The organism is Piscibacillus halophilus, assembly GCF_900110685.1.
In the GTDB taxonomy this organism is placed as follows: Bacteria; Bacillota; Bacilli; order Bacillales; family Alkalibacillaceae; genus Piscibacillus; species Piscibacillus halophilus.
On sequence record NZ_FOES01000035.1, the window covers coordinates 1 to 20,201 of the forward strand.

Below are 20,201 nucleotides of genomic sequence, written 5' to 3' on the forward strand. Positions count from 1 at the left end.
AATTCTCTCTCAGATCGAATCCCATAGAAATAACCTACAAACATCATCTTGAATAATACGAGTGGGTCGAGCGAAGGTCGACCATTATCTTCAGAGTAATATGAACGAACTTTTTCTGGAATGAAAGAAAAGTCTATGTATCGATCTATTTTTCTTAATAAATGATCATCAGGGACAAGCTCATCAATTGTAACCATTTCTATTTCCATTTGACGCTCTTTATTACTATTAAACATGGGAACACCGCCTTTTATTAATCTAACTATATTATAACAAATTAACGCGGTGAATTGTTAAAGTTTAGGCAAAAAATATAGGCTGTCGAGACTTTCTCGACAGCCTGAAGACCTTGGAAATCCAAGGTCTTTTTATCCTTCACAGGCCACGCCGTCGCCATCTCCATCTAGTCGATGGTCACCGTAACCCGCCTCAATTGATTTTTCCATAAATTCTGTTGCTTCTTCTGCTGAAGAAAAATCACTACAATTATGATCATCCTCCATGTGTTGGGTGTGATCATGGTTATCTGTTTCGTTGTCCTTAGAATTCTCTTCATAATGGTAACCATGATCGTGATCAGCATGCGCATATCCTTCTATGGACCAAACACCGATACCTTGATCCTGAGCAATTTGTTGAGCTTCATGAAAATCATCTAACAATCGTAAATCATTATATAAATAAGCTGTACGAGCTAAACCATTTCTTAAAAGTTTTTCTTGAATAGTCTCGCCATCGATATAAACATAAGCGAGAAGTCGGTTATACTTGTCGTATTTTTCAGTACCAGGGACAATTCGGACTTCTTCTCCTTCTAATTGTTCATTAACAAAATCAGAAGCCTCAGGTCCGAATGGCTGAACAGGCTCTGATGGGTGTTTCGTTTCAGGTGTGTCGACTAATAGTAAACGGACCTCTTCTTTTTCACCATCCATATTAACTTCTAACGTATCTCCGTCAATTACTCTAGTAACGGTTGCTTCTTCACCTTGAAGTTCAGGTACTTCTGAATGACCAGGTTCAATGTCTGATTCTTCATTAAATGTTTCCTCTGTTTGCGGTTCTTCATGTGCCGAGTCATTCGCTTCATCACAACCAGCGGTCCCTAAAACAAAAAGAATCATCCCAACTATAGCTGCTAATATCTTCTTTTCCACCTGAATTCTCCCCTTTAACCCTCGTATAAACCAAATTATCCAAATAAAAAACATATTAGTTCATTTCTCATGAAACTAATATGTTTTTACCAATTATATCAACTTTATATTTCGTAACAATGAGGCAAAAGATTGCTTTTTCTGCGAATATTTTTTAATAAAATGTACATAGAATAACATTACTACTAACTTGTAAAGGGGCTGAGAGATGTTAAGTTATAACCCGGTATGGGTGAATATTGATTTACCGACAAAACGCTTAGAGGTACATCGAGAATGCGCACATACGAATCAAATGTGTGAGACACCTTACAAGGGAGTTGGTAAGCTGAAACGTGATGGTGGGTGGATTCGGTTCCGAAATGCAGAAGTGGCGATACAACGATTGAAAGAGGAATATGATCAGTATGAATGTTTGATTCACTGTAAATGACACCACCTAAAATGGGTGGTGTTTTTTTGTGCGGAAATCTGACAAATTCTGATAAAATAAATAATTAAAATAGGGGAGGTCGAATTATGTTTTCGGAATACGAGGAAATTTTTATTCATTTCAAAAAAATTATAGCAAACGATCAGGAAATAGGGGAAATCCGAAAAAGAGAAGGCTCGCCTTTTTACATACAAAATCTTTTATATACTTTAGCAAATTTTAACTCAGGTTGTGCCGTTGATGTGGAAATTGTGGACTCAAATCAACAGGTATTTGGATATATCAGAAAACAGTCCGGAATCAAACCTAAAGACTTTCACTTATTTGATACTGAACAAAACTATGTTGGAGCTATTCAAACGACTTGGATTAACAAAAAATATGTTGTGGTTGATAGAGAAAAGAAGTCAGTTCTAGAAATGCCTATCATGACAAGTGGGATTGATTATGACGTAAAAGACATAGAAAAAGACCGGAATATTGCTTCTATTCGAAAACGGACACTCGTAACTTATGGCGGTCAAGCAAACTTAAGCCGGGAAGGTTTTTATATGCCCATCATGGACCTTCCAGATAGAACTTTAATGATAATCGGATTGTGCTACGTTTTGAACTTTTATATTCAAACATAACGACAACCCCGTTCTTGTTTTTTGAGCGAAAAATATTTTAATTGAGCGATTTTTAATTTTTTTGAGCGAATTTACTGTTTTTTGAGCGAAAATCTAAATTATTGAGCGGAATTCTATTTTTTTGAGCGAAACTTTAAATTATACGCGAATTACTTATCTGATACCTTCTTAGGACCGGGTAACTCCAGCTGATAAAATGCAAGATCAAGCCATTTGCCGAATTTGTAGCCTGCATTTTTAATCGTACCTGCATATTCGAAGCCTAGTTTTTCATGAAGCTTGATACTGCCTGTATTTGCTGCATCAATCACGCCTACCATCATTTTATATTTTTCCAGTTGAGCGAGTTCGATGATGGTTTCTAACAGCTTGGAGCCGACACCTTTCCCACCACTCTTTTCTGTTACATATACAGAGTGCTCGACTGTGTACTGGTAAGCGGGGCGTGGTCGAAACGGGCCATATGTAGCAAAACCAATGACCTTCCCATGATCTTCATACACCATGATTGGGTATCCAGCTCCCTCCTTTTCTCTAAACCAATTCAAGCGATTTTTATATGTATAAATTTCATAGTCATAAACAGCGGTTGTGTTGAGGATTGCTTCATTGTAAATATCCAAAATTGCTTGGATATCATTCTCAGTTGCTTTTCACCACCAAGTTATAGCCCATGCCGGGCACACATTAAAGGAAAAACGCGATGAAAATCGCGTTTTTACACTGTTTGGGTAACCTTTCGCCCATTGACCAACAAGGATTTAAGTTTTTGAAAACGCTTAAAGAAAAACTGAACAAATGGTCCGATTCCAAATGCGATAATAATCGTCCCGATACCGATTGGTCCGCCTAGAATAAAGGCGATGATCATCACAAGGATTTCAATTGATGACTTTGAAACAGCAAGACTCCAGCCAGTTTGATAATGAACGGCCATCATAAGATTATCAATTGGGTTTTTAGCAAAATCGAACTGTAGATACATACCAATGCCTGATCCCATTCCTGTAATTCCGATTGCAAGGAGTACGTAGCTCATTACTGTTGATGAGATAGAGAAATCTTGAAACACTATAAGTAACCAGAAATCGATAAATGCCCCGATTAAGAAAATTGTTATAACGGCTGCGTAATCGATACGAGCCTTTAGTAGGAAACTATTAAGAATCATAAGAGCGATTCCAACAATAAAAATCCACGATCCAACAGTTAGTCCAATCAAATCATAGAGTGCATAAAAAAGAGCATCCCAAGCCCCTGTTCCTAGACCTGATAAAATAAGCATCGTTACACCAAAAGATAGCAATAGCATCCCCATTATATAAAATAAAATTGAATATGAGAGTTCCTTCATGATCGTCACCTTTTCAATAAATTTCAACCTGCTCATATTAACATATCGATTGAATTCGGTACAGCTTTTTCAGATGAAACTTTTTGGCAAGAAATACAGTATAATATATTAAGGAGGGATTCCATGCCAACTTGTCAAAAATGTAATCAGGAGTGGTCTTGGCGGGATACACAGAAAGGAATTATGCACTTTAAGAAAGGAATTAATTGTCCATATTGCGGTGAGACACAGTATCAAACAGCGAGCTCCTTAAGACGAACAAACCTTGTAGGGCTAGCCCCTTTACTTGCATTACCACTCGTTATCATGTTTGATTCATGGTTTTGGACTATTTTAATTATCCTGATGGCGAGCTTAGCCCACTTAAGTATCATTCCATTTTTTCTCAAGCTATCAAATGAAGAGGAGCCAATGTGGTGATGTATTTTCCATCAAAACGGGATTGGTGGCTAGGTGTAGTATTTTTTGGTGTTCCAGTCCTAGCATTCTTTGAGGCAATTCGGACTGATTCTATAAATGGATTGATTGTATCTATTATATTTAGTGCACCCTTATTATGGTTATGGTTTACCACAGGTTACCGAATTAAAGGAGAAACACTTTACGTTCAGTACGGTCCTTTTAAGCGAAAAGTGGATATATCGCTGATTAGTAAGATCAATAAAACACGTTCACCTTGGTCAGCTCCAGCTTTATCCATGGATCGACTTGAGATTTTATATGATCACGATTTTAAAATAGTGCTCGTTTCACCGATTTATCAAAAGGAGTTTGTTAAAGTATTATTAGAGAAAAACTCCAATATACGCGTAGATCAAAACGTTTGGGAGGAGGAATAAAAATGCCAATGAGTATACTATTAATTCTGGTTGTTTTAGCTATCGGAGGGGTTTTATTACTAACTAAAACTAAACGCTAAAGGTAACGCCCTGCTCTTCTAATTGAAGTACCCGAAAAAATCAAGAATCCCAGCACCAACAAGAGTTACACCAACCCCTAGCCCCAAAAAAGCAAAGAACACTTTCCATTCACGGGATTCATACCACACCATAAAAGCGATTAACATAGAGAATAAAATCCCAATGACAACCGCAGCAAATGGGGTCGTTGGGGTAATCCAATCATACCAATTAATTCCGAGTAACATAGGTAACCTCCAAAATTCAGAATAGTTTGTGTTTATTATACTATTTTATGAGGTTAAGAGGCTACCAAATTTCTTAAATAAAAAATATAATCACAAATAATGCAAATACCGTCGTTATTCCAGAGTACAGAATTTTATTTGGATTAGGTAACTCTTTTTTTGATACATGAATAACTGATAAAACTAAAAGATTAATCATGTATAGGAAATAATAAATCATGACATACATAAACCATCTCTGGTCTTGAAGTGGGGTTAACATAAATAGCGTAAGAAAAATAATCAATGTGACACTAAAGATGACAGTGATTATACCCGGCATCTTATCCCAGAACTGATGTTGTAAGAAGGTGCTGCTTTTTTTCGTTTGAAAATACATCCATAAACTACATAGCCCGACAACAATTGAAATGAACAATAATGTCATTAGCATAGGTGTGATTGTCTCATCCTCGCTTGAAGATACTGGTATCGCGATATCTTGACTAAATTGATCAACGATAAATGCAAGAATTATAAGCGCAATGATGATTAAACTTTGGTAGAACGTCCAGCGTGAGAAATACAACATATAAACTTCCTTTTTTGTAGATTTTATACTTTCCATATTACTCAATACTAACATAGTAAAGCAAATGAATAAATGACACAATTAGTAGATTAAATCTCAATAATCATGTTAAAAGAAACCTATAGAGTGTTCTTTTCCCCTCTTAAAATCTCTCTGATCCGGACTTTCTCTTCACTTTTATCTAAGTACTCAAAGAATCCAAGTGCATTTCCCCACGGATCCTCAAAAGTTCCCCAACGCGCAGGTACACCTTGCCTTGTGTAAATCTGATTCAATACTTTTCGACTATCCAACAAAATTTTCCTTTTTATAAAATTGGAATCCACCTACTATAATTTTGGTAAACTATACTAAGGGTGATGAAGCATGAATGAATATGAAAAATACGTTTATCAAGATATACAAAAGTGGCGCAGAAAAATTTTAAAAAAGTCTGGACTCGTAAAGGGTTTGACGAAGAAAGCACAAAATAAAGTGAACGGTATGATTCCAGATCGAGCACACCGTGTAATAACTGAAGGGATTAAAGGCATGGTGAAGGCTACACTAGTCGGATCAAATATCACAACAAAGAAACATCAATACCATGGCCTAACGCTTCGTGAACGGGATGAGATTTTAAAAGAAAAATTGTCTAACTATAGGAAAACAGCTGCTGCAGAAGGGGCTGGTACTGGTGCGGGTGGTATTTTTCTTGGTCTTGCCGACTTTCCGCTTCTGTTATCAGTAAAAATGAAGTTTTTATTTGATGCAGCTTCAGTTTACGGTTACGACACGAGTCAATACGAAGAACGTTTGTTTATCCTCCATGTGTTTCAGCTCGCTTTTTCTAATGATGAAAAACGTCGAGAAACATTTGATATCATCGAAAATTGGGAGCTTCACAAAGAACGCTTATCTGACATGGATTGGCGTGTGTTCCAACAAGAATACCGTGATTACATCGATTTCGTCAAAATGTTACAGTTAATCCCTGGATTCGGTGCAATCGTTGGAGCATATGCGAATTATAACTTGCTCGACCAATTAGGCGACACAGCTATGAATGCCTATCGGATGAGGGTGCTTCAAGAAGCGCCGAAGGACTACTAACTTAATAAAAAGCCGTCCCGCCACGAATCCCTCCATATTGTGTTAACATATGAATCATCACATTTACAGGAGGAACTAAGATGCTGAAAGCTATAGACCATAAGATCATGCACTGCTACCCTGGTATGGTGGCAATTGTGACCGTATCACATCAAGGCGAAGATAATGTCATGTCGGCGGGGTGGCACTCTTACATGTCATATGACCCACCGATTTATGGGGTGGCAATTGGTCCCGAGCGTTACACACACCACCTTGTTAAAGGCGCAGGTACATTCGCGATAAACTTTCTCCCACGTGAAAAATCGAAGTTTATTCAAGAAGCTGGATCGTATTCTGGCGAAGACCTTAATAAATTTGATCATGGTAATATGAATTATGTACCTGGACCTGCAACAGGGTCACCTATTCTTCAAGATGCGTATGTCGCATACGAATGCGAAACAATAGATTACCATACATACGGAGATCATGATTGGTTTGTCGGGGATATTGTTCAATTTCATATTAATCAGGACAAGTTTTTAGAGAATGGAATTCCGGACTTTAGAAAACTATCGATCCCTCTTTATTTAGGACGTTCATTATATACGAGCATTGATCAAAACAGCCGATTTGATTCGCATCGAATTATAAAGGAGTGAAATCCTATGAAATTTGTCACGCCCAAGTCGTTCACATATGAAGGCGGTTCACAAGCCGTCCTACTTTTACATGGATTCACAGGAACAACCTCTGACGTTAGAAAATTAGGGCGCTATTTACATAAACAAGGTTATACTTGTCACGCACCGTTATATCGAGGACATGGTGTAGGTCCAGACGAACTCACCGAAACAGGTCCAGTTAATTGGTGGCAAGATGCCCTGGAAGGTTATAGGCTTCTTGAATCAAAAGGTTATGAAAATATTATAGTAGCGGGAGTTTCTATGGGAGGCGTTTTTGCATTAAAAATGGCTGTAGAACTCCCAGTTAAAGCGGTAGTCTCAATGTGTTCACCTATGCACGCGAAAAGTATTGAAGATCTTTCTCAACGAATCTATGATTACGCCAAGAACTTCAAAATGATCGAAGGAAAAAATGAAGATCAAATCAAGGAAGAGCTGCTGGAATTTAAACAAAAACCGATGCCCTTTTTGACTGACTTACAACAGTTTATTATTGAAGTTAGTGGAAAACTCGATACGATTACCGTTCCAACTTTTGTTATACAGGGGTTAAAAGATGACCCCCTCTATATCAAAAGTGCCAAGTCCATTCACGATCAAGTCAAAACGTCACATAAGCAGATTAGATGGTATGAACACTCGGGACATATCATCACGATGGGTGAAGAGCGTGAGCAGGTCTTTAAAGATGTTCATCAATTTATCCAAACAGTTTAGGAGGGAGTAGAATGTTCTTAAAAACATTACTCTTTACCACTTCCTCTTTTATGAAGTAATAAAAAAAAGAGTATGTTGCTTCAGCATTTCCTCAATTGATAGAAACAGTTACAGGAAAAATTCAGTGAATACCAGATTTTTGACCGCCTTTCCGAGTTATGTTACTAGGAAGGATTACTTGCCCTGGTACTACTGATTTTAGGACAAGAAAAAGGAAGCGTTACTTTTAATAGAAAAAGAACACTTCCTTTCGCTTATTCTAAAACCTATTTATTTTCCAAACTTGAACAAATTAAGAATTTTCTTTAGGATTTTATCGATTGCTTCACGACCTGATGGATGGAAGTAATAAATCCCACCAATTGTTCCTGCTAAAGCACCTGTTGTTCCTACAGCAATGACTGTAGTTTTAGTTTTATTTCCTTTGTCATTATCTTGATCTTTGCTAGGTTCTTCCTCAACAGCTTCTTTCTCATTTTCTTTTTCGCTGTTTTCTTCCACTTCTTTTTCTTCATCATCTTCGTCTGATTCTTTTTCATGACCTAGCTCTTCAGCTTGTTCTTCTGTAATTTCACGTTTGACACCATCAATTTCGACAAAGTATTTTCCATCTTCATCAATGACTTTAGCGTTTTTATCCTTCATTTCCTCAATTGTCCATTCTTTTTTAGCGTCAGGTAACTCTTTATCTCCTTCGACTACATTTTCATTGTTATTACTGGAATTGTTGCTTGAGCTTCCTTTATTGTTTGAAGAAGTTGAGTTTGTTCCACTTGAATTAGATCCTGAGTTGCTTGTTCCTGAATTATTAGTATTGCTACCTTTATTTCCTGAACTATTGCTTCCTGAATTACTGCTGCTAGAATTATTATTGGATTTATTACTACTAGAGCTATCATTGCTTGATTTATTATCTCCTGAACTACTATCCTTGCTGTTATCTTCTTTTGGTTGTTTAGGCTTTGTTTCTTTAGGCTTTTCTTTTTCAGGTTCTTTTGGTTCAGGTTTAGGTTCTTCTGGTTCAGGTTCTTCTGGTTCAGGTTCAGGCTTTGGTTGTTTTACAACTGTCTTTACCGTTAATTCATATTCAGGATAATCATCACCAACAGGTAAATGAGTTCTAATTTTTTGACCATTTGTTACTTCACCTGTCCATGATCCCGATACTACAAATCGCTTTGATTCTGGAACATAATATCCCTTGAAAAATTCGTTACAATCACCTGATGGTCTAGCAAATTTACCCCAAGTATTATCAGAGGTAATGGTCATATCACATTTTCTTAGATCACTTGCTTCTACATGTGATGATGTGAATGGACTGAATACTAGCAATAAAGCTAGTCCAACCGATAAAATGGAAATAGTGTTCTTCTTCATCATAATTCCTCCTAAACGTTCATTTTTGGCTTGGTACGAACAACCTGCACGAAGCACGAATTATAATGGTTGCAGATAGGTTGGAGATTCTTTCCTGTAATTTTTATCGGACTATAGAACTATTTTTTAGCTGCCTTTTTGAAAAAATAGTTTTTTTATTCAGTTTTCAACGCCATCACACATTATACTTTTTTAATTATTAACACGTTTTAATTCGTCTTAAGCGTTTCCACAGTATTCTGCACTTCTTTCTATAAATCTAGGTCAGGCTGGTAACTTTGGGGCACTAAGTATAGGCTGTATGATGTTTGCCATCTTAGGTTTCTCTAAAAAGTAATTAAAGCTCCTTCACTAGTAACAACTCATCTCGAATCGGAATACCGTTATCCGCTATGAACGGTATTTCTGGTTTGAGCTTTCGAGCTTGTTCAACAGCATTAACGTAAAGCTTGGTCAGTCGATACCCTCGCTTTTGGTAAAATCCAAGCGCATTTAAGTTATCATTCGTCGTGATAAGTTTGACTAGCTTGCATTTTTCCTTTTCAGCTTCCAGCTCGACCTGCTTAATTAGAGCAGAACCAATCCCTCGATTCTCTATTAAACTATCTAAGGACATAATCTCACATTCGTCACCGTTAATAGTATATGTTATAAGACCCATAATCTCCCCTCCTTCGATGACAGCAAACCCGTCTAATTCATCGCATTGATAGATTCCACTGGACACAACCATTTGCGGACTTCCCCAGTGTTTTGTAAAAAATTGAGTAAGTGTTTCTTTTCGTAGTGCTGATGTTTTGATTATCTTCATGGTTACCTCCTAAGTCATTGAAAAAGGCTACTAAAAAGTAGCCCCTATATTTGCTCCCTTATTCTCTCTAAAACTTTCACAGCCTCTACTTCCGATTGTTTTGCTAATTTAAGTTGTTCAATCGTGAACTGTGCATTTTCGGGTTTGTTCGGTTCGCCACCTTGTGGGAATGGATAAAGATTAGTAATCGCTCTTAAATGATCTGTCACTTCTTGATAACGCGCCACTGCTTCATCGCAAAGCGTAGATATTTTTTCATAGTTCTGCCACTCATCTTTTAGTTCTCTAAAAAACTGTGCTGCAAAGTTTCTGGCATCATGCACAACATGAATATTATAAGCATTCCCAAATTCACTAACTTCCCCTTTTTCAAACGCTTCTATCCATGCATCATACCCTTTTAGTCCATTTTCATAAGGAGGGACATCATCTTTATGTTCACGATGATAAGCATGATTAATCGCCATATCTAAAGCCGTTTTGAACATTGTTTCACGATCTACCTCAATTTCTTCAGTTATAATAGCCACGAACAGCTCGTTAACTTGACCACGCCCTAATTTTTCATATGGCAACTCTTGATCGCCTTGTGGATCAATTGCCCAAAGAGTCTTCTTCTCGTCATCATATCCAAATATATTTCCAAACTCCGGTACAAATAAATCCCACGAAATGGCTGGTACACCTTGATCAATACTCTTTTGTATCATCGAGATAGCTCGTTTTAACTCATCAGGTGTTGGAGCGACAAAGTCTAAAGTCCGAATCGTTTCACTCTTAAACCCTAAATTCTCTAACCCTTTTGCAAAAATATCTTCCCAGTCATACGCAGTTGGACCAGCTACATCCACATCAGCGGCATTAATATTAATACGAAAAGCATGACCTGTGTAGCCCATCACCCTGACCATATTAAGATCATCTTTATTAAATTTAACTGTATTAAATATCGCATTTCCAGCTGATGTCCAGCTTCCTTGAAAATTTTCACATTGTAGAACCTGACTCTTTTCAGTCATAAACTCACTCCTTTAATTAATTTAGATCGGTCGAGTATACGTTTCGAAGGTAATCCCTTTCGTTTTCTATCTTTAACGTAGTCACCCAATTCAACCTTAATCCGTTCACGTTGTAATTTGTTACGGGATCTCGAAATGACGTTATAGATATTACTTACTTTCATTTCAAAAAGCTCCGCAATTTCTTTTGAGGTTAGCTGTTCAATAAAGAAACATTCAAAAATTTTACGTTCACGTTCCGTCAAGCATCTAAGCAGTATCGCAACCCCTTGCAAAGTTTCCTTTCGAATAAGTTGCTCGACAGGATTGTTCGTAGGCCTATATTCAATAGAACTATTTAGCTTAAATAACACATGATCAATGTTTGACCAATCGATCTCTTGATTGGATGGGATAAATGCACTAAATAGTTGTTCTTTTGCATATGGCCCTCCTCTTCTTAGCTTCATGTGACCTTGGTTCTGGACAATTCGATGGAACCAAGCCATAAATTTTTCAGCATCGATCAGTGTGGATATCTTCAAAAAAGCCTGAAGTAACGCCTCTTGAACGATGTCTTCTGCCATATACGTATCCTGAGTCATCTTACGTGCCCAGCCGTACGCTTTTGCCCGATGTCGGCTCACCAATTCACCAAATGCTTCTGGATCTCCCTGTTTGGCTCGTTCAATCAAGACTTCATCATGAATCATCTCAACGATTATGCTCTTTTCTTTTGTTCTAGAATCGTCGAGCAACTTCAAACTCCCTCCTTTCTTTTGTTCGTCTAACTTATAGATGCCAATCGAAAAAAGAATCTATCATACATTTTTTAAAAATTTCTGGTATTTTTCTAATCTAACTTAACTATATTTTATTGGGGTAGTTTGTCAAATCGAGAGAGGAGGGTAAACTTGTATCAAACTCTAGTGGTTATTCACATTATGTCAGCAATCATCGGGATTGGACCTACGTTTTTTGCTCATGTTTTGTTTAAAAAAGAGCAAAGCGTGCAGGAATTACGAAATGCCCTAACAATGTTTAAAAAGCTTGAGGTTTTTCCTAAAATTGGTGGTACTCTCGCAGTAATTACTGGATTAATCTTGTATTATATGGGGAACTTTGGAACGTTCGCACAACTATGGTTACTGGGAACTCTTATTCTGTACATCATCATTCAAATATTGACGATTGGGTTTGTCGGTCGATATACAAAGAAGCTAAACACTTATTTATCTGATCCTAATAGAGCAAAATTGGATGCGCTTCCAGAAGAATATCAAAAGGTATTTAATAGAACGAATCTGACGTTTTGGATTGTTTCAACTTTAGGGGTCATTATTTTTATATTGATGATCTTAAAGCCTGCTGGATTATAATGATTTGCCTCTCTATTTTTAGGGAGGCCAGTCTTTATTTTATTTAAATTTCATGGTAAAGTCGTATTGTTAATACATTGCGTTGCATGTTTATAAAGAGGGGGAGGTTCATTTGGCAAGACTTAAATTTATTATATTATCTTTAATCGGACTATTCTTTTTTGTTATTCCAATTCCTTATAATGATGAAACGAGTATTCCGGTTGCCATCATTGCGGACGTATTCAAAGACTTATTAGGGGAAAGTATTTTTGGTTTAGCAGTTTTAATCGTTGTAGTATCAGCAATTATGACTTTAATTGCGAAAATAATACCAAGCCGTTTTCCAGAGGAGTCTTTTTTAGGTTCCGTATTCCAAGTCTCTTGGTTTTGGACAATTGTGCGACTTGTTGGGATGGTATTTATCATTTTCGCACACTATCAAGTTGGTTGGGATAAAGTTTATTCCGATGCTACAGGTGGCATGATTCTAGTTGAATTAATGCCATCATTAGTTGCGGTATTCTTAATCGCCTCATATCTATTACCATTACTATTAAACTATGGTTTATTAGAATTTATAGGTGCATTGTTTACTAAAATTATGCGACCTGTATTTACATTACCAGGTCGATCAACAGTTGATAACCTCACATCTTGGTTAGGTGATGGAACGATTGGGGTTCTATTAACTAGCCGTCAGTACGAAGAAGGCTTTTACACAAAACGTGAAGCAGCCGTTATTGGTACAACATTCTCAGTAGTCTCCATAACATTTACTATTGTTGTTGTCGATTATGTTGGACTCATGCACATGTTTTTACCATTATACCTAACTATTTTAGCTGCAGGTCTTGTGGCAGCCATTATAATGCCACGGATCCCACCTTTGTCTAGAATTCCTGATACTTATTATACGGAAAATAGTGAAGGGGTTGATGAGACGATACCAGAAGGTCACTCATCATTCTCATGGGGTTATAAGCAGGCAATTGATCGTGCAGAAAAATCACCTGGTATTGGTGGTTTCTTTAAAGAAGGTACTAAAAACGCGATGGATATGTGGTTTGGCGTATTACCAGTTGTGATGGCGATCGGGACACTCGGTGTCATAGTTGCAGAAGAGACAATGTTCTTTACTTGGATTGGAGCACCATTCGTTCCAATATTAGAGCTTTTCCAAGTGCCTGAAGCGCAGGCTGCAGCGGAAACGGTCTTAGTCGGATTCACCGATATGTTCTTACCAGCACTAATGATTGGGGACGTTGCAAGTGAAATAACGCGCTTCATCATCGCAGCTTTAAGTGTTACGCAGTTAATCTACTTATCTGAAGTTGGGGGCGTGCTTCTTGCTTCGAAAGTACCAGTTAATTTCGGAAAATTGGTAGTGATTTTCTTATTACGTACGTTAATCACTTTACCAATAATCATCTTAGCCGCGCATATGATCTTTTAACAATTAAATCGAAGGCAGTTACTTCAATTGAAACCCGAGCCTTAAATTATTTAAGGTTCGGGTTTTGTATGCGCATTCACTGTCTTTCCAACCTTTTTTATTAATAAAAAAGCAACTTGGCTTTACGCCGAGTTGCTTTTTCCTTTTCTTACGATGTTTTTGTTTTAGCCGCTTCATCTCTTGGACTAGATTTTTTAATAAAGAATGCTAAGATCCATCCTGCAATAGATAAAATGCCTGCTACCAAGAATGAGACGTTGACACCATGTAAGGCACCTTCCACACCTTCATCAGGTATCGTCTGACTAGTCATGATTGAAACAAGTAATGCCGTTCCAACAGCACCTGACATTTGTCGCATCGTGTTGTTCATCGCTGTTCCGTGCGGCATAAGTCGGTCTGGAAGTTGATTTAACCCAGCTGTTGTTACAGGCATCATCACCATTGCAATACCAAGCATACGTGCAGCATTTACGACAGCTAAATAAACAAAGCTTGTATCTGGTGTCAGGTTAGAAAACATAAAGGTCGTAATGACGACAATCAATAATCCAATTATGGATAAATAGCGAGCACCAAATTTATCAAATAGACGGCCAGTAATGGGGTTCATGAATCCCATCAATGCCGCGCCCGGTAAAAGCATTAGTCCCGACTCCAACGCTGAAAAACCTAACATATCCTGCATCATGATTGGCAAAATAACTGCCCCGCCAATCATGGACATGAAAGCAATCATTCCAATCGCAGTGGTTAGAGTAAACACATTGTACTTGAATATACGGAACTCTAATATTGGTGTTTTCAATTTAAGTTGCCTAATTATAAACCATGTTAGAGCAAGAGCCCCTACTATAAGTGAAATGATGACATTCTGATTCGCAAATCCTGTCTCAGGGTTACCTGCGATACTAAACCCATATAAGAGACCACCGAACCCTAGTGTTGATAAAATAATTGATTGCATATCCAGTTTTGGAAAAGTACGTTCGGTGACATTTTTCAAAATAAAATATGCCACAATAATATCAATAATAGCAATTGGTAATACGACGTAGAATACACTTCTCCATGGGAAATGTTCGACTAAATAACCTGATAATGTTGGCCCAATAGCTGGGGCAAAAGCGATAACTAAACCAAACATTCCCATTGCAGATCCTCGTTTTTCAATAGGGTAAACTAAGAACATAATCGTTTGCATCAACGGAAGCATAATCCCTGCTCCAGCAGCTTGAAGCACTCGTCCACCTATTAATATTTCAAAATTAGGTGCAATAGCACAGACGAGTGTTCCAAAAGCGAACGATCCCATAGCCGTTAAAAACAAGGCTCGCGATGTAAATCGTTCTATTAAAAACGCCGTAATCGGGATCATAATCCCATTCACTAACATAAAAATCGACTGTAACCACTGTGCAGATGCGTAGTTAATTTCAAGCGATTCTGCAATTTTAGGTAAAGCTGTACCTAGTAATGTCTGGTTCAATATGGCCACAAATGCTCCAGAGATTAAGACGAGCATCAATGGCCCACGTTTGATATCTTTCCCGTGTTGTTCATGATTTTTTGCCATATATAAATCCTTCTTTCTATTTTTCAGTCGCAACATTTAACTATAACAAAAAATGTTTCGTAAGTCGAAGAATTTAACTAAATTGTAAAATAAAAAACTGGCCTATGCCAGTTTTTATGTTTTATGCTTAGTATAATCAACTTTTTTATAATCAGTACTATGAATTTAAATAGTCTTATACATTTACCACTTGATTTGTTTCAGCCGATTCGATTATGGCTAAAACGGCTTTTAAAGAATCCACAGCATCTTGCCCGGTTACAATGGGTTCCTTACCATTCCTCACACAATCGACAAAAGCATCGATTACACCCGTGTTGGTTTGATTATCATTCGTTTGAATGGCTTCAAGTTTGTAATTAATCCGTTCCTCATCTTTCGTTATAACCTCAATTTGATACTGATCATGATGGTAAATTTTCATGATTCCTTTTTCACAGTATAATGTTGTACTATTGTCCTCTTCGCCATAGTACGTCCAAGAGAAAGCGGCTGTTCCCAAACGTCCTTTTTGAGTGCGTAAATTACAAATGATATTATCACATACTTCTATTGGATCTCCATGTTCATCCACTTTATCTAAAGTACCTTGGAAAGCACTAACTTGTTCAATCTGATCGTCCAATAAATAGTGAACTAAATCTAATTTGTGAATCCCTAAATCTGCAGCAACCCCGTATCCTGATCGATCTTTTTTAAAAAACCAGGTGGAGTTACTTTTATTAACCCCCCAGCTTTCCGGTCCACTATGACCAAAATTGGTTTTAAATGTTAAAACTTTTCCTAATTCGCCACTTTGAATAATTTCTTTCGCCTTTTGGTGTGCTTTCGTAAATCGTTGGTTATGGTCAACCATCAATATTTTCCCTGATTTCTTTTGAGCCTCTAATATTTCTTTTGCTTCTTCTACTGAAAGGGCAATGGGTTTTTCGGTTAAAACATGCTTACCACTTAATAATGCCTGAGTTGAAAAAATATGATGCGACTCATTTGATGAGCAATCACTAATAGCAACGATTGATTCGTCCTCAAATAGTTCTTCAACCGAACGAACTACTTTCCCATCAAAAATCTCCGCCAGAGCATCTGCACGTTCTGGGTTACGATCATAAAATACAATCTCCGTTATATGTGGATTATCGTAGTACTCTGGCGCATGTCGAAATTTCGTAATAGACCCACATCCAATAATCCCTACTTTCATATATTTACACTCCTTCTATTCTCTCTTTTGGAATACGACAGCAATAATAATGATTAAACCTTTAACAAAACCTTGAAGGTGTGTTGATACATTCATTAAATTCATCATGTTATTAAGAATCCCTAATATTAAAACGCCAAAAAACGTTCCAATTATTTTACCTCTACCACCCGTCATACGAGTACCACCTATAATCACTGCAGCAATCGCATCCAGCTCATATAATTGTCCTGAACTAGAGGATGAAATCGAGTTTAATCTGGATGTCTCAATAATCGCTGCAACACTAACCATCAAACCTGCGAGACTATAGATTGACAGTTTCATCTTTTCAACATTAATCGCTGATAGACGAGCTGATTTTTCATTACTACCAATCGCATATACGTATCGACCAAATCGCGTCTTATGCATCAAAACATATACAAACGCTGTCATAATTAAGAAAATAATAATGGGATAATCGACAATGCCTAACTCACTATTTGATATGAGTGAAAAACTTTGGACTTCCCCTGATATACTACCACCATCAGCAATATATAGAGCTATAGACCTGGCACCGGCCATCATACCCAGAGTAGCAATGAAGGCGGCAATCCTCCCCTTAGCAATCATCAATCCATTTAATAATCCAATTAACGGACCCGCGATGAGTGCACTAAGGACAGCCAAAACAACGCTACCAGTCGCATTTAAGGCTGTAACAGTTAACACTCCTACTAATGCAAGGACCGAACCAACCGATAAGTCGATTCCACCCGACAGCATCACAACTGTCATCCCTAATGCTATAATTCCAATAATGGAAACTTGCATCAATATATTCATTAAGTTGTTTATATCTAGAAATCTTGGGCTCATCAGAGATGCTGCGATAAATATAATAATAAAAGCTATTACGACACTGTAATCTGACCAAAGCCAATTTAATCCATTTTTAAATCTATTTGATTTTGTTTCCACTGATTGATCATCTTTCATTTGAGGTTCAGCCAACTGGAACCGCCTCCTTCTTCGAACCTGTTGCGTAGCTCATTATCTTATCCTCTGTTGCGTCTTCACCTTTAAAATAGCCTGAGATCTCTCCTTGATACATGACATAAACGGAGTGACAAATTTTCATAATCTCAAGTGCTTCTGATGATAGAACGATCACAGCTTTACCCTGTTGAGCAAGTCGAATGATTTGCTGATAGATTTCTTGTTTAGCACCAACATCAATCCCTTGTGTTGGGTTATCAAAAATAATAATATCCGTGTTTAACTCTAACCATTTCGCGATAATCACTTTTTGTTGGTTACCACCACTCAATTTGTCAATTGTCACGCGAGGATTATGAACTTTTATGTTTAATTGATCCTTATAATACGTAAATTTCTTTTGCTCTAGCTTCCCTTTGATAAAACCATTTTTCTCAAAGTGGCTTAAAGATGAAATACTCATATTTTGAATAACATTTAGATCTTGGATGATGGCATTTTCTTTCCGATCTTTTGGCACATATCCAATCCCTGCTTTTAACGCTTTTTTGGGGTGATCAATGATTACATGCTTGCCGTTCACATAGATATCACCTTTATAATTCTTTCTGTAACCAAATAAACTTTCAAATAACTCAGTCCTGCCGTCTCCAGCTAATCCAGTAAATCCAACAATCTCACCTTTTTTAATTTCAAAATTGATGCTCTTAAATTGTTCTGGACTCGATAAATCTTCAACCTTCAAAACGGTTGAACCCAACTCTTCATGTTCAATCATTCTGTCTTCAGAAAGTGATTTCCCTACCATATCATGGGTGATTGAATCTAAAGTTTCGCTCTCTAAATCACCTGTTTTGACAGTTTTTCCATCTCTTAATACCGTCAGCCGATCGCAAACGGATTTTATTTCTTTAAGCTTATGTGAGATGTAAATAATTGATATGCAGTCTTCTTTTAGATTTCTCATTAAATCAAACAACCGATCGATTTCATGGTCTGATAAGGCTGTTGTCGGTTCATCCATAATAATAATTTTTGATTTATGTAAGAGCGCTCGACTGATTTCTATGAGTTGCTTATAAGACGTCCCTAGATTTCGTACGTATTCTTTTGGATTAATGTGTACACCAAGCTTTGTTAAAATGTCAGTCGTTTGTCGGCACATTTCTTCAACATTGACAAACCCAAATTTGTTTCGAATCTCTGAACCTAAAAACATATTCTCATACACTCTTAAATCAGATACTAGATTTAACTCCTGGTGTATAAAACTAATCCCATATTCTTGAGATTTTTTAGGGCTAGTCATTTCAACCGCTTGACCATTAAGTTTAATCAATCCTTTATCGGGTTGATGAACGCCCCCTAGTATATTCATAAGAGTTGATTTGCCAGCCCCATTTTCACCTATTAGCGCATGGATTTCACCTTGTTGTAGTTCTAGTGTGACATCCTTGAGAACTGGAACTTGATTAAAAGATTTATATATACTTTGCATTTCTAAATAAGCCATCACATCTCGCTCCTTTAAAGGGAAAAGAAGAAATACAATAGCTCATCAAGCTATTGTATTTCTATTGAATATCTTAGAACTTCGAATCAGGATCATAGAACTCTTCAACATTTCCGTCCGTAATTTCAGTCGCATCTAATATAACTTCTGTCTCCTCTGGCTCTTCACCTTTAGCTAGTTCGGCAGCGATTTCGACACCATTCTCTACCATTGTAGGTGAATACAAGAACGTGGCTGAGATTAAACCACCGTCTCTAATGCTTTCAAAGACCTCTTTAGCTCCACCAGCACCCGTAACAAACTGAATGTCATCCCGTTCAGCTTCTTTAATCGCTTGAACAACTCCTAAAGCCATTCCATCATCTTGAGTAAACACGGCATCAATTTGTTCGTGGGCTTGCAAGATATTTTGCATCACTTGTAATGAGGTTTCGGTTGAGAAATCACCACTTTGCGAGGCAATCACTTCAATTCCTTCCTCGTTTTCCATCGCTTCTTCAAAACCTGCTCCTCTTTGTTCGGTTACAGAGCTTGGAGGTCCAGTAATTTCAACGACTTTTCCTTCACCATTTAATTTGTCAATAAAATATTTTCCAGCATTAACGCCAATACCTTCATTATCCCCTTTTACCACAACTGTTGCTGCATCGTTTTCTAATTCACGGTCAACAATGACAAGTGGTATTCCTTCGTCTTTTACTTTTTGTCCAACTGGCGATAAAGCAGCTGATTCAATCGGCAACATGACAATGACATCGACACCTTGAGTGATTAAGTCTTCTACGTCATTCGCTTGCTGGTTTGGATCTGCTGCATTCGTCATGACATATTCAATACCTTCATTTTCTTCAATTTCCTTGGCCTTGTTCTCGGCACTATCAATGAGTGCTCCCATCCAACCATGAGTCGCTGACGGTAATGAAATACCAATCGTTAAAGTATCATCATCCCCACCAGACTCATCGCCACAAGCTGCAAGTAACAAAACAGAAATAAGTACAACTAGTAACGCATAAAGTTTCTTCAAAACTTCATCCCCCTTAAATTTTAATTCCAGCCTTAAATGTAATCGATTTCATTTACATCTAAGAGCAATGCTCTGCCATTAATTATTCATTTAATAACAGAGCATTAATCTTAGAGGTTGATG

At 37.3% G+C, this 20,201-nt stretch carries 24 protein-coding genes and 1 pseudogene; 9 read left to right on the forward strand and 16 right to left on the reverse strand.

Features of this window, described 5'->3' with window-relative positions; genetic code table 11:
• Positions 1 to 236: transposase (locus BMY57_RS12475; RefSeq protein ID WP_177176386.1), on the reverse strand; the 236-nt coding region annotated here is incomplete at its 3' end.
• Positions 237 to 368: 132 nt separating this feature from the next.
• Positions 369 to 1,157 (reverse strand): thermonuclease family protein, encoded by a 789-nt coding sequence (locus tag BMY57_RS12480; RefSeq protein WP_175615856.1) that lies wholly within the window; start codon positions 1,155 to 1,157, stop codon positions 369 to 371.
• A 208-nt stretch (positions 1,158 to 1,365) separates the two neighbouring features.
• Here BMY57_RS12480 and BMY57_RS12485 point away from each other — a divergent pair, with 208 nt between their 5' ends.
• Both BMY57_RS12485 and BMY57_RS12490 read left to right on the forward strand, forming a co-directional pair.
• The gene (locus BMY57_RS12485; protein WP_091774824.1) at positions 1,366 to 1,590 is read left to right on the forward strand and encodes a hypothetical protein; all 225 of its coding nucleotides are present in this window, start codon (positions 1,366 to 1,368) and stop codon (positions 1,588 to 1,590) included.
• 86 nt (positions 1,591 to 1,676) lie between these two features.
• Positions 1,677 to 2,222 (forward strand): hypothetical protein, encoded by a 546-nt coding sequence (locus tag BMY57_RS12490; protein ID WP_091774827.1) that lies wholly within the window; start codon positions 1,677 to 1,679, stop codon positions 2,220 to 2,222.
• A 149-nt stretch (positions 2,223 to 2,371) separates the two neighbouring features.
• On the opposite strand, the pseudogene BMY57_RS12495 reads toward BMY57_RS12490, so the two are convergent.
• Positions 2,372 to 2,875, reverse strand: a pseudogene (locus BMY57_RS12495) (GNAT family N-acetyltransferase); the annotation flags it as partial.
• A 65-nt stretch (positions 2,876 to 2,940) separates the two neighbouring features.
• Entirely contained in the window at positions 2,941 to 3,576 is a 636-nt protein-coding gene (locus BMY57_RS12500; protein ID WP_091774833.1) for a YczE/YyaS/YitT family protein, read from the reverse strand.
• Positions 3,577 to 3,699: 123 nt separating this feature from the next.
• Here BMY57_RS12500 and BMY57_RS12505 point away from each other — a divergent pair, with 123 nt between their 5' ends.
• Together BMY57_RS12505 and BMY57_RS12510 are read left to right on the forward strand one after the other, a co-directional pair.
• Positions 3,700 to 3,996, forward strand: coding sequence for a TIGR04104 family putative zinc finger protein (locus tag BMY57_RS12505; protein WP_091774835.1), 297 nt, complete (start codon positions 3,700 to 3,702; stop codon positions 3,994 to 3,996).
• Positions 3,996 to 4,415, forward strand: a complete 420-nt coding sequence (locus tag BMY57_RS12510; protein ID WP_091774838.1) for a PH domain-containing protein — start codon at positions 3,996 to 3,998, stop codon at positions 4,413 to 4,415. The genes BMY57_RS12505 and BMY57_RS12510 overlap by 1 nt, the downstream gene beginning before the upstream one ends.
• Positions 4,416 to 4,513: 98 nt before the next feature.
• Here BMY57_RS12510 and BMY57_RS12515 read toward each other — a convergent pair whose 3' ends face one another.
• The 3 genes from BMY57_RS12515 to BMY57_RS12525 all read right to left on the reverse strand — a co-directional run bounded on the left by BMY57_RS12515 (position 4,514) and on the right by BMY57_RS12525 (position 5,587).
• On the reverse strand, positions 4,514 to 4,723 hold the full coding sequence (locus BMY57_RS12515) for a hypothetical protein (protein WP_091774841.1): 210 nt from the start codon (positions 4,721 to 4,723) through the stop codon (positions 4,514 to 4,516).
• Between the two features lie 73 nt (positions 4,724 to 4,796).
• Positions 4,797 to 5,294, reverse strand: coding sequence for a hypothetical protein (locus BMY57_RS12520; protein WP_091774844.1), 498 nt, complete (start codon positions 5,292 to 5,294; stop codon positions 4,797 to 4,799).
• A gap of 119 nt (positions 5,295 to 5,413) precedes the next feature.
• Positions 5,414 to 5,587, reverse strand: coding sequence for a hypothetical protein (locus BMY57_RS12525; RefSeq protein ID WP_369678861.1), 174 nt, complete (start codon positions 5,585 to 5,587; stop codon positions 5,414 to 5,416).
• 73 nt (positions 5,588 to 5,660) lie between these two features.
• On the opposite strand from BMY57_RS12525, the gene BMY57_RS12530 reads away from it, so the two are divergent.
• The 3 genes from BMY57_RS12530 to BMY57_RS12540 all read left to right on the forward strand — a co-directional run bounded on the left by BMY57_RS12530 (position 5,661) and on the right by BMY57_RS12540 (position 7,771).
• A complete protein-coding gene (locus BMY57_RS12530) occupies positions 5,661 to 6,386 on the forward strand; it encodes an EcsC family protein (RefSeq protein WP_091774847.1) in 726 nt (241 codons plus the stop codon).
• A gap of 80 nt (positions 6,387 to 6,466) precedes the next feature.
• A complete protein-coding gene (locus BMY57_RS12535; RefSeq protein WP_091774849.1) occupies positions 6,467 to 7,030 on the forward strand; it encodes a flavin reductase family protein in 564 nt (187 codons plus the stop codon).
• Between the two features lie 6 nt (positions 7,031 to 7,036).
• Complete coding sequence (locus BMY57_RS12540; RefSeq protein ID WP_091774852.1) at positions 7,037 to 7,771, forward strand: alpha/beta hydrolase; 735 nt, start codon at positions 7,037 to 7,039, stop codon at positions 7,769 to 7,771.
• Positions 7,772 to 8,041: 270 nt separating this feature from the next.
• On the opposite strand, the gene BMY57_RS12545 is transcribed toward BMY57_RS12540, so the two are convergent.
• The 4 genes from BMY57_RS12545 to BMY57_RS12560 all read right to left on the reverse strand — a co-directional run bounded on the left by BMY57_RS12545 (position 8,042) and on the right by BMY57_RS12560 (position 11,724).
• Positions 8,042 to 9,151: a hypothetical protein gene (locus BMY57_RS12545; RefSeq protein ID WP_091774855.1), complete on the reverse strand. Its 1,110-nt coding sequence runs from the start codon at positions 9,149 to 9,151 to the stop codon at positions 8,042 to 8,044.
• A gap of 337 nt (positions 9,152 to 9,488) precedes the next feature.
• Positions 9,489 to 9,962: a GNAT family N-acetyltransferase gene (locus BMY57_RS12550; protein WP_091774858.1), complete on the reverse strand. Its 474-nt coding sequence runs from the start codon at positions 9,960 to 9,962 to the stop codon at positions 9,489 to 9,491.
• A gap of 44 nt (positions 9,963 to 10,006) precedes the next feature.
• Complete coding sequence (locus BMY57_RS12555; protein ID WP_091774861.1) at positions 10,007 to 10,981, reverse strand: hypothetical protein; 975 nt, start codon at positions 10,979 to 10,981, stop codon at positions 10,007 to 10,009.
• Positions 10,978 to 11,724 carry an RNA polymerase sigma factor gene (locus BMY57_RS12560; RefSeq protein WP_143063836.1) on the reverse strand — a complete coding sequence of 249 codons (747 nt, stop codon included), beginning with the start codon at positions 11,722 to 11,724 and terminating at the stop codon, positions 10,978 to 10,980. Before BMY57_RS12560 ends, BMY57_RS12555 begins: the two co-directional genes overlap by 4 nt.
• 150 nt (positions 11,725 to 11,874) lie before the next feature.
• On the opposite strand from BMY57_RS12560, the gene BMY57_RS12565 reads away from it, so the two are divergent.
• Both BMY57_RS12565 and BMY57_RS12570 read left to right on the forward strand, forming a co-directional pair.
• Positions 11,875 to 12,339, forward strand: coding sequence for a DUF2269 family protein (locus BMY57_RS12565; RefSeq protein WP_091774867.1), 465 nt, complete (start codon positions 11,875 to 11,877; stop codon positions 12,337 to 12,339).
• 112 nt (positions 12,340 to 12,451) lie between these two features.
• Positions 12,452 to 13,774 carry a YjiH family protein gene (locus BMY57_RS12570; protein ID WP_091774871.1) on the forward strand — a complete coding sequence of 441 codons (1,323 nt, stop codon included), beginning with the start codon at positions 12,452 to 12,454 and terminating at the stop codon, positions 13,772 to 13,774.
• A 148-nt stretch (positions 13,775 to 13,922) separates the two neighbouring features.
• Here BMY57_RS12570 and BMY57_RS12575 read toward each other — a convergent pair whose 3' ends face one another.
• The 5 genes from BMY57_RS12575 to BMY57_RS12595 form a co-directional block, all read right to left on the reverse strand.
• The gene (locus tag BMY57_RS12575; RefSeq protein WP_091774874.1) at positions 13,923 to 15,350 is read right to left on the reverse strand and encodes a DHA2 family efflux MFS transporter permease subunit; all 1,428 of its coding nucleotides are present in this window, start codon (positions 15,348 to 15,350) and stop codon (positions 13,923 to 13,925) included.
• A 175-nt stretch (positions 15,351 to 15,525) separates the two neighbouring features.
• Positions 15,526 to 16,554: a Gfo/Idh/MocA family protein gene (locus tag BMY57_RS12580; RefSeq protein WP_091774877.1), complete on the reverse strand. Its 1,029-nt coding sequence runs from the start codon at positions 16,552 to 16,554 to the stop codon at positions 15,526 to 15,528.
• Between the two features lie 15 nt (positions 16,555 to 16,569).
• The gene (locus BMY57_RS12585; RefSeq protein WP_246247530.1) at positions 16,570 to 17,553 is read right to left on the reverse strand and encodes an ABC transporter permease; all 984 of its coding nucleotides are present in this window, start codon (positions 17,551 to 17,553) and stop codon (positions 16,570 to 16,572) included.
• Positions 17,546 to 19,051 (reverse strand): sugar ABC transporter ATP-binding protein, encoded by a 1,506-nt coding sequence (locus BMY57_RS12590; protein ID WP_091774880.1) that lies wholly within the window; start codon positions 19,049 to 19,051, stop codon positions 17,546 to 17,548. The genes BMY57_RS12585 and BMY57_RS12590 overlap by 8 nt, the downstream gene beginning before the upstream one ends.
• Positions 19,052 to 19,124: 73 nt before the next feature.
• The gene (locus BMY57_RS12595; RefSeq protein ID WP_091774883.1) at positions 19,125 to 20,078 is read right to left on the reverse strand and encodes a substrate-binding domain-containing protein; all 954 of its coding nucleotides are present in this window, start codon (positions 20,076 to 20,078) and stop codon (positions 19,125 to 19,127) included.
• Positions 20,079 to 20,201 lie beyond the last annotated feature (123 nt).